Here is a 14,230-nt window from a genome sequence, read left to right on the forward strand (position 1 = left end):
GCTCACGATTCGTCATCGATAAATTCAGGTTCTACTTTATCCAGTTTCTCTTCTTTCAAGATGGTATACATATTGGCGGTTTCTTCTTTTTTTGCATTTTCTTTTAATTGGTCAACCCGTACCGTTACCACTTTTTGGCCAAAACGAATCTGCAGTTCATCGTTTTCTTTTAAGACCGAACTGGCTTTTGCTTTGCCGCCATTCACGGTGATGCGGCCTTGGTCAGCTACTTCTTTTGCCAGCGTACGGCGTTTGATCAATCGTGATACTTTCAAGAACTTATCAAGTCGCATAAGTCAGTCTTCCTTTCTTGCCATTTCTTTGGCTTCATTCCAAAATTGGTCAAGCTGTTCGAGCGAATAATCACTGAAATTGCCGGTTCCTTCATTGACGCATTTTTCTACGTGGCGGAAGCGCTGCTGGAATTTGCGGTTAGCATGCACCATCGCTTGTTCCGGAGACAACTCATAGAAGCGGGCAATATTCACTAAAGTGAACAGTAAATCGCCGAGTTCATCCAATTGGCGGTCTGTAGAACCTTTCGCCAATTCCGCTTGAAACTCCTGCAACTCCTCTTGGAATTTCGCCCATGCCCCGTCTGCATCCGACCAGCTGAAACCAACCTTCGCAGCTTTCTTCTGGTAGTTATAAGATGTAATCAGCGAGGAACTGAAGCGTTCTTGGTCATCTAATATTGACCCCGCTGCCGGTTTTTCCTGCGCTTTGATGGCTTGCCAGTTTGCCACCACTTCATCGGCATTATCCACTTCTACGTCTCCAAAAACATGCGGATGGCGGCGGATCATTTTTGAACTCACGGCCGACAAGACATCTTCAAGCTGAAAATAGCCATTATCCTGGCCAATCTGTGCATGCAAGAACACTTGCAGCAACACATCCCCAAGCTCTTCGGCAATCGCTTCGTCATCTTGCTCTTCAATCGCCTGGAGAAGCTCATGAGCTTCTTCCAGCAAATAAGGCCGCAGCGACTCATGTGTCTGCTCACGGTCCCAAGGACAGCCTTCAGGGCTTCTCAGCTGGGCCACGATACTGCGGAACGTCTGCCATTCCTTTAAACGGTCCAGCTGGTCTTTTGCCGGCGGCACATAAACCGTCGTTAAATTATTGACTTCCGCTGCACGGTCGAGCTCATAAAGCGGAACGGTACGCAACACTTCGTCCGCAGAACCAGCGGCAGTGACAATCGTCACCGGGTAATCTTCCGGGTATTTTTCCATCAGTGTCAGCTTCACTTCAGAAGCGCTAAATGAATCATATACTTGGGCGATCAAAATATGCTGGGTCATGTTGACGTGATCGCTTTTCATTTCAGTTCCATCAAGCAGCTGAAAGCCTTCGATCGGATCGATGCGCAGCGCGCCAAATAGGGCATCCAGAAAACTATGTCCGCCTTCAATCGACAACTGGCATGATCCAGCCTCTTCAGCTTTGATCAAATTTTGGACCGTCTGTTCGGCAACAAGCGGATGTCCCGGCACGGCGTAAATGACAGATTGTTCATTTGCCAGTGCCACCAATGTATCGGAAATTTCCGCATATACCGGTGCAAACGTATCGTGTTTTTCATAAACTGCATCGAAAGACGTGAACTCCACACCTTCTGCTGCCAGTTCTTTTAGCACTGGATGATCGTTGGTCCGTACATATAAATTAGCTGCTTGTTTCAGTTTTTTATAAACGCCGAGCGGCAATTGATCCAAATCTCCTGCACCCAGCCCGATTACATGTATGGTATTCATCTTTATCCTCTTTTCTGTTGTCTGATTCTTAGCTGGAGGCCGGCCAATTTCCGGCCGAACGGGATAATATACCACTCTTTTTCCGTAATTATCCGGCTCTTTGCAATCAGCAGCAAAAACACAGCTGCCCCGAGCGGCACGGCGGTCAATGAAGTCAGCATAGCCGAAATTCGGCTCGCTGCCCCGTCAAACAGCACGATGTCCGAAAAAAGAGCCCAGCCGGCAACGACAATGCCCATAGCAGCAGTGGAAACGGCGATCCAGCCATAATAACGGGACGGGGCAAAACGGATCGGCCAGACTTTTTTAAAGTATTGAAGCAATCCGATAACAATAAAAGCCAATCCCAAGTTTCCGGCGACCGCCGCTCCCGTCACATCCCAAATTGGCACCAATAGCCAATTGCCGAGTATTTTAATCAACAAACCGCCGGTCAAAAGCAGCGCCGGCACTTTTACTTTTCCTAAGCCATGCAACATCGCAGTCATGACCAGAAGCAGCGACATCCAGACAATCTGCCAGCTGAAAATAATCAGCGTCAGTGATTCATCCCGCGTCTGAAACAGCATTTCATTCACATAAGGCATGACGAACGTCAAGCCGGCTGCCGCTGCGAAAGCAAATAAAAACGAAATGCGGAAAGCGAGGCCGGCATACATCTGTGCCGAACGGCCGCTTTCTTTTTTTGACATATGGGCAACAAGCGGCACAATTGTCAAAGCGAGTGATGTGGCGATCAGAATGCCGAACTGGACAAGTGGCTGGCCACGGTCATAAACCCCTTTTTGTTCCATCGCTAAAGTTCGTTCTATTCCGCTTTCCGTCAATAGCCGGAAAATGGTAAAAGAATCAGCCAGTTGAAAAAACAGCAAAATCAATGAGCTCATGCTGATGCTAAGTGAAATGGCCGTCATATTTTTAATGACTGGCCAAACGCGCAGCTTGGATGGTGAATTGAATTTGAAAAGGCGCCTGCGGAAAAAGATGACCAGCAGGATAACCCCGGCTATTTCACCGGCAACTGCACCAAACATTGCCATTTGCCCTGCCGCATACAGTGAAAAACCGCTGGAGATCACAATCCACGTGCCGAGCAAAATGACCGTCACCCGGATTCCCTGCTCGGTTATCTGGGAATAAGCGACCGGCGCCATTTCATTATTCGACTGGAAAAACCCTTTTAAAACTGCAAGCGGCGGCATCAGCAGCACTGCGAAGGCACCGACTTGCAATAAGCTGCTCAACTTTCCGTCTCCCATCCATCCGGCAAGAAAATCCGCTCCAAAAAACAGAACCAGAAAGAACAATGTGGATATTACGGCAATAAAACCGAAAGCAATCCGCAAAATAGAGCCATGATCCCGCTCTTCAGAATCGGCCATCAGTTTAGAAACCGCAACGGCAAAGCCGTACGATGTCCATGTACTGAAAATGCCGATAAACGGATAGACTTGCTGGTAAATATAAAATCCTTGGTCGCCTACCATATTCTGATAAGGCACCCGGTAGACGGCGCTGAGCAATTTTACAATCAAGCCCGCCATCGTCAAAAGGACAGCGCCTTTCATGAATGTCTTCATCGTTCCTTCGTTGTTCAACGGGCTTCACTCATTCCCTCTTCAAGATTAACTGACCGTTTTTTCTTCGCGGAGCGACTCGGGCAGCAGTTTCACCATGCCTTCAAGCACATCGAACGGATGGTGTTTGCCAGTTTTGTTTTCATCGATGGCCATGACTAATTGCTGGCCCGATATACTGAAGCCGACAGCACGTCCGAAAGCAGCTGATTCTTCCACCAGTTTTCCGCCATTGACAGCAGATGTCCCATTCTCAGACAACCGGATGGAAATCACCTTGCCATTTTGTTTGATGGACTCTACACCGACTTGGCGTGCCCATACTTTCATGCGCGCGATGCGCAGCAAGCGATCGGTTTCAATTGGCATATCGCCGAAACGGTCGATCAATTCATCTTGCAGTTCTGCCACTTCTTCCACACCTTCAATGCCTTTGACGCGTTTATACATCTGGATTTTTTGATAACCATCGCCAATATAGCTGTCTGGAATGTAAGCATCAACATTAAGCGAGATTTCAATTTCCGGAATCTCTTCTTTCTTGATGCCGGTGCGCCGCTCTTCGATCGCTTGTTCAAGCATCTGTGAATACAAGTCGAAGCCGACCGAATCAATAAAGCCATGCTGCTGTGAACCGAGCAGATTGCCCGCCCCGCGAATCGATAAATCGCGCATGGCAATCTTGAAGCCCGATCCAAGTTCAGTAAATTCCTTGATGGCCATCAAGCGTTTTTCTGCGACATCTGTCAGTACTTTATCCCGCTGATACATGAAATAAGCATATGCCACTCGGCTTGAACGGCCAACGCGCCCGCGCAATTGATAAAGCTGCGACAAGCCCATGCGGTCCGCGTTATGGATGATGAGCGTATTGACGTTCGGAATATCGATGCCGGTTTCAATGATGGTCGTCGTCACTAAGACATCGTAATCGCCGTCAAGGAAACCAAGGATCACCGATTCCAGTTCCGACTCCGACATCTGTCCATGGGCATAGCCGACTCGGGCTTCCGGCACTAATGCTTGGATTTCTTCTACTTTACGGGTCATGTCATCCACCCGGTTGTACAAGAAAAATACTTGGCCGCCGCGAGCCATCTCCCGTTCAATTGCTTCACGGACAAGCGCGCCGTTGTATTCCATGACATAGCTTTGCACCGGGAATCGGTTTGCCGGCGGCGTTTCGATAACGGACAAATCGCGGACTCCAATCATCGACATATGGAGCGTCCGCGGAATTGGAGTAGCTGTCAGCGTCAATACATCGACATTTGTTTTCATTTGTTTGATCTTTTCCTTATGAGTAACGCCAAAACGCTGTTCTTCATCGATGATCAACAAACCTAAGTCTTTGTAAGCCATGTCTTTTGATAAAATCCGGTGTGTTCCAATCACCACATCAACTGAACCGTTCTTCAAGCCCTTGACGGTTTCCGTCTGTTGTTTTTTCGAACGGAAACGGCTCATGAGACCGACTTCTAGCGGGTAATCTTTAAAACGTTCACTCATTGTTTCATAATGCTGCTGTGCAAGGATCGTCGTCGGCACCAAAAATGCCACTTGCTTGCCATCTAGCACCGCTTTAAAGGCAGCGCGAATTGCCACTTCCGTCTTGCCATAACCTACGTCTCCGCAAATCAAGCGGTCCATCGGCCGTTCTTTTTCCATATCCCGCTTTACTTCATTGATCGAGCGCAGCTGATCGACGGTCTCTTCATATGGGAATTCGGCTTCAAACTGCCGCTGCATGTCTTGTTCTTCAGAAAATGCATAACCTTTTAATGCTTCGCGTTCGGCATATAGTTTAATGAGATCATCCGCTATGTCCTGAACGGCAGCTGAAACTTTCCTATGTGTCTTTTTCCATTCTGCGCCGCCCATTTTATGCAGCTTCGGCTCTTTTTCTTCCGAGGCAATGTATTTTTGGATAAGATCAATCTGGTCGACCGGCACGAACAATTTATCATCCGCTTTATAGACGATGTGCAAATAATCCTTGTGGACTCCGCCGATTTCCAGTGTCTCGATTCCGATATACCGCCCGATTCCGTGGTGGATATGGACCACATAATCACCCGGTTTGATCTCCGAATAACTTTTGATCCGCTCGGCGTTGGTCAATTTTTGCGGACGCGTCTTTTTCTTCGCCTGCTTTTGGAATAATTCACCGTCAGTAATAATGGCCAAGCGCTGCAGCGGCATTTCAAAACCACCAGACAAATCACCATCAATCAAATACATATTGCCGCCTTGGGGCTGAGTGGATGAAGTAATGATTTCTGCTTCCATGTCATAGTCTTCCAGCACCGAACGGACTTTTCGCAGCCGCTCTTCACCTTCCGCTACGATAAACACCTGGAACTTTCCTTGTTCCCAGCGTTCCACTTCCGCTTTCAACAAATTCATCTGGCCATGGAAAGATTGCATAGGCCTGCATGAAAAAGTAATGGAGTTCTTAATTTGGACGGTTGGGAAAGTCCGGACGAATAGCGACAGAAATGCCATCTTTTGCTTGGTTTTAGCAAGCACTTCCCGAAAAGCATAAGACAACCGGACCTCTTGAAGAAATTTTCCTTCTTCCAGAAGCGAGACGATCCAGTCGCCTTCTTCACGTTCCAGCGTTTCAGTCATTTCCTGAATCCGTCCGAGCTCATCGAACAAAACGATGCCGTCGGCCGGGAAATAATCGCCTAAAAAAGCGGATTGGGATTCGACCAGCGCCGCATACTTGGCCACTTGGTCCGGCATATTGCCTTGGCGCAGCATATCGATGTCATGCTGAATATGCTGCAGCAAAGCTTCTTTTGTATCTTCCGCTTTGATTTTCTTCAAAGAAGCCGCCAGCTGCTCTTCCAGCCTGTCAGCTAAATCCAGCTTTTGCCCTCTCGACAGCACCAATTCAGTTGCCGGCAAAATGCACAGCGACTTCATTTTTTCGAGGGAGCGCTGATCTTCCGCTGAAAAAAGACGAATTGAATCCACTTCGGTATCAAAAAGCTCAATACGTGCCGGATGCTCAAAATTTAATGGATAAATATCAAGGATACCGCCACGCAAGGCAAATTCACCCGGCGTTGTTACCATCGGCGTACGGGAATAGCCCATCGCCACTAATTTCGACAGCCATTGTTGAGTATCAATTTCTTCGCCTTCTGCTACCCGCAAGGTCGATAATTCCCATTGTTCTTGAGTAGGCATCAATTTTCGCATACCTGCGACTGGCGTGATGTAAACTCCTTTTCCGACACTGTACATATGATTGAGCGTATCGATGCGGTGAGCTCTTAGTTCAGGCCCTGAAAACGAAACATCTGCCGCTATCAGTTCATCCGCCGGATAAAGATGGACGAGATCTTCTCCCGTTAGTTTGACCAAATCATCATAGATGCGCTGTGCATTCAATAGGTTAGGCGTTACAACCAATAATGGCGACCGGGAATCGGACCAGACGGTTTGATAAAAAACCGGCCGCGCACTGCCAGTAAGTCCAGAAATCAAATGATGGTCACGGCCTTTTTTCAAATCCGCTATGAATTTCTGTATATGGGAATCCTCTGAAAACGTCTGCAAAATCTGTTCCATTAAGATTCCTCCCTTCAAATTAAATAAGGTGGTGTCATTTATCATACAAGAAACAGAAAAAAGCCCTGAACGCTCTTAGCGCCAAAGCAAATTTATGATCCATTAAAATTATTCATTACTTCCAGATACGGTTTCGACAGCCATAACTCACATGCTTCCGCACTTTGTTTGACCGCTTCTGCAACTTCCGGAATTTCGATTTCCGAAAAGCGCGACAGCACGTAATCCGGTACTTTCATGCCTGCAGGGGGACGGCTGATGCCAATGCGGATGCGGTTGAATTGCTGAGTCCCTAAATGCTGGATCAGTGACTTAATGCCATTGTGGCCTCCCGCGCTGCCTTTTTGACGGAGCCGCAGCTGGCCAGTCGGCAAATCCAAATCATCATAGATGACGACAATGTCATGAATATCTATATCGTAATAGTCCATCAAAGCCCCGACGCTTTCACCGGATAAATTCATATAAGTGAGCGGCTTTAACAGCATCACTTTTCCTTCAGGCCGGTGGATGATGGAATACATGCCTTTAAACTTGTTTTGCGTCAAAGGCGCATTCCACTTTAATGCCAGGTAATCAATCACTTTAAACCCGATATTGTGCCGTGTCTGCTCATATGTTTTGCCAGGATTCCCCAAGCCGATAATCAGTTTCATAAGAATCTTCCTTTACTTTTTCGCTGCTTTTTATTTTACCATATTGGTACATGAAAACAGAAAAATAGGGACTGTCCTGAGACAGCCCCTTTATTTTGCTAACTTAATCGTTCTTCTGGTCGTTCGCTGGCTCGCCGCCGATTACTTCTGGTTGAGCGCCTTCACCGGTTGGTGCTTCAAGCTCATCCAATTCATCCTGCGTACGAGGAGCGGTTACGGATACGAGGATAAAATCATCTTCATCCAAAATTTCATAAGAAACAGTTCCGCGAATGTCGCCGACTGTCAAGTGGTCACCGATGGCAAGATTGGATACATCCACTTCAAGCGCATCGGGAATATCAGCAGGTTTAACTTTAATCAAGACTTCACGATTCGGCTGGTTAACGACTCCGCCTTCTTTTTCTCCCGGAGATTCGCCGATTAGATGAACAGCTGCGGAAACTTCAAGCTCATCTGACATATTGACTGCCAAAAAGTCTACGTGCTTAAAACTGCCTTTTAACGCATCGCGTTGGAAATCACTTAATACGACATTTAGTGTTTTTCCTTCTACTTCAAGGTTAATGACCCCATTGCGTCCGGATTCGCGCAATGTTTTGATCAAATCAATTTCTGAAACTGATACAGGGATGGTTTCTGTCTGATAGCCGTAAACGACTCCAGGCACGATTCCCTGTCTGCGTAATTCCGTTAATGTAGAGTGAGGTGTAGCGCTGTCTCTTTTTTGTACTGATATTTTCGACGTCATATATTCTCATCCTCCAGTTTTAGTTGTCCATAGAGGATATTTACCCTACTACCAGAAAACCAAACATAAAGGACTTATGACTATTTATTCAGATTAATCAAACAGCGTACTGACTGATTTTTGTTCATGTACGCGGACAATCGTTTCCGCCATTAATTTGGCGACAGAAAGCTGTTTGATCTTCGCAGTTTTCTTTTCTTCCGGCAAAGCGATTGAATTTGTCACAATCAATTCTTTGATGACAGACTCGTTGATCCGTCCCACTGCAGGGCCTGAAAGCACAGGATGTGTACAGCAAGCGTACACTTCTTTTGCTCCGCTCTTAATCAATGCGCTGGCTGCGATTGTAATGGTGCCGGCTGTATCGATGATGTCATCGATGATGATAGCCGTTTTCCCTTCCACGTTCCCGACAATATTCATGACTTCTGCTACGTTCGGACGTGGACGGCGCTTATCAATAATAGCGATCGGCGCTTTCAAACGGTCTGCCATTTTACGCGCACGTGTTACACCACCGTGATCCGGTGAAACGATAATGACATTATCCAAATCGATGCCGCTGTCGTTCAAGAAATAATCTGAAAGAAGTGGCACTGCCAGCAAGTGGTCAATTAAGATATCAAAGAACCCTTGGATTTGAGGCGCATGCAGGTCCAGTGCGATGACACGTGTTGCTCCTGCTGTTTCCAGAAGGTTTGCTACCAATTTAGCTGTGATTGGCTCACGTGAACGCGCTTTGCGGTCTTGGCGGGCATAGCCGTAATAAGGCATTACAACGTTCACAGTACGGGCAGAGGCACGTTTTACTGCATCAATCATGATCAGCAGTTCCATTAAATTCTCATTGACCGGCTCGGAAGTTGATTGCACGATAAAAACGTCACAGCCACGGATACTTTCTTCAATATTAATCTGGATTTCACCATCACTGAAGTGGGTAACTGAACTTTTTCCAAGCGGTAAACCGACGTGCTTGGCAATTTCTTCCGCCAATTCCGGGTTTGAATTTAATGCGAAAATTTTCATCTTAGTGGTTGCTGCATCAATTTGATAACTCATTTCGTGTGTAGCCTCCTATTATTTTCTTGAATTTAATTTATTTACATAGCCTTCTTTGTTTTCTTGACGTGCGCGTGCAATCGCTAAAGCATCGCTCGGCACATTTTTAGAAATGGTAGATCCTGCGGCTACGTATGAGCCTTTACCAATAGTAACAGGGGCAATCAGGTTTGAATTACACCCGATAAACGAGTCATCTTCAATCGTGGTGAGAAACTTGTTCTTGCCATCGTAATTGACAGTTATGGTGCCACAGCCGATATTGACGTTTGTGCCAACATTTGCATCTCCGATATAGCTTAAATGCGAAACTTTACTGCCATTTCCAAGCGCTGATTTTTTCACTTCAACAAAATTGCCGATTTTCACTTCATCGCCTAATTGCGACTGCGGGCGCAGATGTGCGAAAGGTCCTACTGCTGTATCATTTCCGACCGTACTGTCATAAACATGCGATGAACGGATAACCGTCCGGTCGCCGATGATGCTGTTTTCAATATGGCTATTTGAAGAAACGAGGCAGTCTTCTCCAATTTTAGTGTTTCCTTCGATAATTACATTTGGCTGAAGAACTGTATCTGCACCAATCTCTGCTTCGGCACTGATATAAGCTGTAGCTGGATCGATAATGGTAACGCCGGCACGCATATGTTTTTCTGCGATGCGTGCGCGCATGATGCGTTCCGCTTCACTTAAAGCTACACGGTCATTGACGCCCAGTGTTTCATCAAAACTGTCCGTAGCATAGGCCGCCACTGTTTCTCCTTGCTTTTGCAGAATTTCAATGACATCCGGCAAATAATACTCGCCTTGAGCATTATTGTTCGAAACCAATTTTAACGCTTCGAATAATGCCTGGTTGTCAAAACAGTAAGTACCTGTGTTGATTTCTTTCACTTTTTGCTCTTCGGCAGAAGCATCTTTCTGTTCAACGATTTTTGAGACGCTTCCAGCTTCATCGCGCAAAATCCGCCCGTAACCTGCTGGATTATCCGCAATAGCTGTCAAAATAGTGGCTTTTGCGTTTGTTTCTGCATGGTGGCTAAGCAAAGCCTCCATCGTTTCAGGGCGGATCAAAGGAGTATCTCCGCACACCACTAATGTCGTGCCAGGCAGCCCTTCAATCAATGAAGCAGCTTGCTGTACCGCGTGCGCTGTTCCCAATTGCTCTTCCTGAAGCGCATATTCGCTTTTCGATCCAAGTTGTTCTTGCACTTTTTCAGCACCATGGCCAACAATCGTCACAATTTTTTCAACGCCCAACTGTGCTACGTTGTTGGTGACGTGTTCAACCATCGGCATGCCGCAAACAGGGTGAAGCACTTTATAAAGTTTAGACTTCATCCGCGTCCCTTGTCCGGCGGCTAATACTACTGCGTATGTATTCGTCATGTCATCCGGTCCTCCAATCGATTCGTCTGTTATCTATTTCATTATAGTAATGGATATTTTAGCTTTTCCTTATTGACTATATCCGAAAAACCTTGATTATTCAAGGTTTCTGAGCATGACAATACCATGACATTATCAATTGGCCATAAAAAAAAGAGCCCTATCTGTAATAGAAGGCTCGTGAGGTGGCGCGTTTAAACTCCAGCTTCTTCAAAGACCGGGTCATTTTCGCTTTGGTGATATGCAGTTAAAATAGCTTCTTGAAGCTTGTTGCGTGTGCCCGAATTGATTGGATGTGCAATGTCCCTGAATTCTCCATCAGGTGTCCGCTTGCTTGGCATAGCGACGAATAATCCCTCATTGCCGTCAATCACCCGGATATCATGCACAACAAACTCGTTGTCCAGTGTGATGGAAGCGATTGCCCGCATCCGGCCATCTGTTTGTACACGCCGAAGCCTTACGTCAGTTACTTCCATTGTGTCACCACCTTTCCTCTTAGATGCTTTTTATGTTGCTAATATATGTAATTCGCCGCTAGGCCCTAATCTCCTTCATAAATTACATAATTTATTAGAAAATTTACTTAATGGTTTATATAAAATGAATTAATGGAATTAAATCTTAAACACCGCTTCGATCGCTTTGGGCAGGGCTCCTGCCATAGGCCAAGAAGGGCACTTGTCTCATCGCTCCGTCTCGCCCACGGCAAGCGGAGCTGTGTGGCGGAATATCGACATGTGAAGATAATTAAGTCAACATATAAAATAAAAAACCACCCCGAAGGATGGTTTGGTTTACTCTGTAATTTTTGCAATAACTTCAATTTCCACTTTTGCATCTTTCGGCAGACGAGCCACTTCTACGGTAGAACGAGCCGGCTTATGATCACCGAAGTAAGAAGCATAGACTTCGTTCAGTGCTGCAAAATCATTCATGTCTTTAATGAACACAGTTGTTTTAATGACGCTTTCCAAAGAAGAACCTGCTTCAGCCAGAATGGCTTTGAGATTCGCGAAGACCTGGTGCGCCTGATCAACGATTGAGCCTTCAACCATCTCTCCTGCCGGCGTCAATGGGATCTGCCCTGAACTGTAAAACAGTTCTCCAGAAATAACACCTTGTGAATACGGTCCGATAGCTGCTGCTGCTTTGTCTGTTGCTACAAATTTCATATTAAAACCCTCCATTAGTAAAGTAGTTTCCTTCTTCCAACGCAATAGTCCGCTCTTTTTCGCTGACTTCATGCAATTTGACAAGTGACAAGTATTTTTCAACGAGGCGCTCGTCGGAATGCTCCGCTTCTACTAACACGGCTACTCCTGCAAGTGTGCATTCGAATTCTTCAAGTAAATTTTTCATGCCGTTCATCGTACCGCCGACTTTCATGAAGTCATCGGTAATTAATACCCGTTGACCACTCTTCATGCTGCGCTTAGACAGCACCATCGTCTGAATACGACGCGACGAACCAGAAACGTAGTTGATGCTCACAGTCGAGCCTTCCGTCACTTTGCTGTCTCTTCGGACAATGACGACTGGAACATTGAGATGGCGGGCAATGGCATGGGCAATCGGAATCCCTTTGGTGGCGACAGTCATGATAACATCAATTTTTTTATCCGCAAAAGCGGTAGCAAAAACCTTGCCGATCCGGTTCATGATGTCAGGATTGCCAAGGACGTCCGTCATGTACAAGTACCCGCCCGGCAAAAGCCGATCTGATTGGCTTAACTCTTTTATTAGTTCAGCCATAATGTCTTTAATTTCTTGTTGGTGAAGTTTCGGTATATACTTCACGCCGCCGGCCGCTCCCGGTACGGTCATTAATAACCCAATCCCTTTTTCTTCAAACGTCTCTTTGACAATTCCCAAGTCTTCACTGATTGAAGACTTGGCCGATTCATAGAGATCTGAAAAATATGTAAGGGGAATTAGTTTATGTGGATGGTCCAAAAGATAATGGGTCATATCAACTAACCGTTCACTGCGCTTCCACTTCATCTTACCCTCTCCTAAACACGAATGATTTATAGAAAATTTACCATAAATGTACGTATTTAAGCAAGTGACTCTCGTTCTCCAATCAAACGCACTGCATAAACTTCCGCGCAGAATCCTCTTAATCCATTGTAAATACGCGGGATCCGGGCTTCTTGCTGGACTAACCCAAAAACTGTTGGACCGCTTCCGCTCATCAACACCGCATCTGCTCCAAATTTCTTCATCTGGTCTTTGATCTGGGCTACTTCCGGATACAGATTCAACGTCACACTTTCCAAAGCATTGCCTAAATTAGCGCACATGGCATTGTAATCACCTTTAGCGAGCGCTTCAATCATTTCTTCTGTATTAGGGTGCTGGGCGTTTTCCACATCAAAGGCACCGTAAACTTCCGCTGTGGAAACACCGATGGTCGGTTTGGCCAGAATCACCCAGCAATTAGGCGGAACGGGCAGCTCCTGGATAATTTCCCCGCGTCCTTTTGCAAGTGCTGTGCCGCCATAGACACAAAAAGATACATCCGAACCGATTTTCGCACCCAGTTCAGCCAGTTCATCGAGCGACAAATTCAATTGCCATAATTGGTTTAATCCTTTTAAAGTGGCAGCTGCATCGCTGCTCCCTCCTGCCAGTCCAGCCGCAACCGGAATTTGTTTGTCCAAGGAAATAATGACTCCCGATTTAATGCCGTATGTTTCTTTTATCAACTGAGCTGCCTGGTAAGCTAAGTTGCGGGAATCATTCGGAACAAAGCGATCAGCGGATTCAATATAGATTCCGCTTTCCGTTGCTTTCAACCCGATCCGATCAGCCAAGTCGACTGTCGTCATGATCATTTCAATCTCATGATAGTTATCGGGGCGCTTATGTAAAACATCTAACGTTAAATTGATTTTGGCAGGCGCCTTCACGTAGAGCATCCCACTGCCTCCTTTTTATATTCTGATGAAGACTATTTTAACACACGCAGGGCGCTACGGGAAAAATGGCGCAAATAAACAAAAAAACTCACAGTCCGTTAAGCCAACGGGCTGTGAGTTCTAAAATAATATAAATGCCGTTCATTATTTAACAAAAAGTGCTTCTTCTGTTCCTTCATGCACAATAATTTCTACTGCTTCTGTTAGAATGTCTGCGTAGCTGTAAGACACGCGTTCAAATGAATGCTCATCTTGATCAAGTTCAATTACGAACACCGAGTGATACGTTTCTCGTAAGATTCCGGCGCGTTCGACCGTTTTCTTACGTCCTCCATTTGCCTTTAAAATCAATCGCTTTCCTAAATGCAGGTCTAACGACTTTTTAATATCCGCCAAAGTTTTGGGCATCTTGTCTACACCTCACTATAGACAAAGTCTACCAGAATTTGACCCTCCGGTCAAGTAAATTCCTAATTTTATCAGCGTTATATAGCTACTGTCAATATTTTTTTATTCGAAATACCAG

General features: G+C 45.9%; 13 protein-coding genes. All 13 read right to left on the reverse strand.

Annotated features, from left to right (window positions below; all coding sequences use genetic code 11):
- Positions 1-2 precede the first annotated feature (2 nt).
- Complete coding sequence (locus ACSFXN_RS18940; protein ID WP_300990903.1) at positions 3-293, reverse strand: RNA-binding S4 domain-containing protein; 291 nt, start codon at positions 291-293, stop codon at positions 3-5.
- Positions 294-296: 3 nt separating this feature from the next.
- Positions 297-1,760 (reverse strand): nucleoside triphosphate pyrophosphohydrolase, encoded by a 1,464-nt coding sequence (gene mazG, locus ACSFXN_RS18945; RefSeq protein ID WP_437151781.1) that lies wholly within the window; start codon positions 1,758-1,760, stop codon positions 297-299.
- Positions 1,761-1,762: 2 nt separating this feature from the next.
- A complete protein-coding gene (locus ACSFXN_RS18950) occupies positions 1,763-3,358 on the reverse strand; it encodes a putative polysaccharide biosynthesis protein (RefSeq protein WP_437151782.1) in 1,596 nt (531 codons plus the stop codon).
- Positions 3,359-3,385: 27 nt separating this feature from the next.
- Complete coding sequence (gene mfd / locus ACSFXN_RS18955) at positions 3,386-6,919, reverse strand: transcription-repair coupling factor (RefSeq protein ID WP_437151783.1); 3,534 nt, start codon at positions 6,917-6,919, stop codon at positions 3,386-3,388.
- A 92-nt stretch (positions 6,920-7,011) separates the two neighbouring features.
- Positions 7,012-7,575 (reverse strand): aminoacyl-tRNA hydrolase, encoded by a 564-nt coding sequence (gene pth, locus ACSFXN_RS18960; RefSeq protein WP_437151784.1) that lies wholly within the window; start codon positions 7,573-7,575, stop codon positions 7,012-7,014.
- A 103-nt stretch (positions 7,576-7,678) separates the two neighbouring features.
- Positions 7,679-8,326 (reverse strand): 50S ribosomal protein L25/general stress protein Ctc, encoded by a 648-nt coding sequence (locus ACSFXN_RS18965; RefSeq protein ID WP_437151785.1) that lies wholly within the window; start codon positions 8,324-8,326, stop codon positions 7,679-7,681.
- A gap of 93 nt (positions 8,327-8,419) precedes the next feature.
- The gene (locus tag ACSFXN_RS18970; protein WP_437151801.1) at positions 8,420-9,355 is read right to left on the reverse strand and encodes a ribose-phosphate diphosphokinase; all 936 of its coding nucleotides are present in this window, start codon (positions 9,353-9,355) and stop codon (positions 8,420-8,422) included.
- Positions 9,356-9,406: 51 nt separating this feature from the next.
- On the reverse strand, positions 9,407-10,780 hold the full coding sequence (gene glmU / locus ACSFXN_RS18975) for a bifunctional UDP-N-acetylglucosamine diphosphorylase/glucosamine-1-phosphate N-acetyltransferase GlmU (RefSeq protein WP_301857761.1): 1,374 nt from the start codon (positions 10,778-10,780) through the stop codon (positions 9,407-9,409).
- Positions 10,781-10,974: 194 nt separating this feature from the next.
- Complete coding sequence (gene spoVG, locus ACSFXN_RS18980; RefSeq protein WP_300990896.1) at positions 10,975-11,259, reverse strand: septation regulator SpoVG; 285 nt, start codon at positions 11,257-11,259, stop codon at positions 10,975-10,977.
- 318 nt (positions 11,260-11,577) lie between these two features.
- Positions 11,578-11,955 carry a RidA family protein gene (locus ACSFXN_RS18985; protein ID WP_437151786.1) on the reverse strand — a complete coding sequence of 126 codons (378 nt, stop codon included), beginning with the start codon at positions 11,953-11,955 and terminating at the stop codon, positions 11,578-11,580.
- A 1-nt stretch (position 11,956) separates the two neighbouring features.
- The gene (gene purR / locus ACSFXN_RS18990; RefSeq protein ID WP_437151787.1) at positions 11,957-12,784 is read right to left on the reverse strand and encodes a pur operon repressor; all 828 of its coding nucleotides are present in this window, start codon (positions 12,782-12,784) and stop codon (positions 11,957-11,959) included.
- Between the two features lie 56 nt (positions 12,785-12,840).
- On the reverse strand, positions 12,841-13,704 hold the full coding sequence (ispE, locus tag ACSFXN_RS18995) for a 4-(cytidine 5'-diphospho)-2-C-methyl-D-erythritol kinase (protein ID WP_437151788.1): 864 nt from the start codon (positions 13,702-13,704) through the stop codon (positions 12,841-12,843).
- A 144-nt stretch (positions 13,705-13,848) separates the two neighbouring features.
- Complete coding sequence (gene veg, locus ACSFXN_RS19000) at positions 13,849-14,112, reverse strand: biofilm formation stimulator Veg (RefSeq protein WP_300990892.1); 264 nt, start codon at positions 14,110-14,112, stop codon at positions 13,849-13,851.
- Positions 14,113-14,230 lie beyond the last annotated feature (118 nt).

It is taken from the genome of Planococcus sp. 1R117A, from assembly GCF_051417975.1.
Lineage (GTDB): Bacteria > Bacillota > Bacilli > Bacillales_A > Planococcaceae > Planococcus > Planococcus shenhongbingii.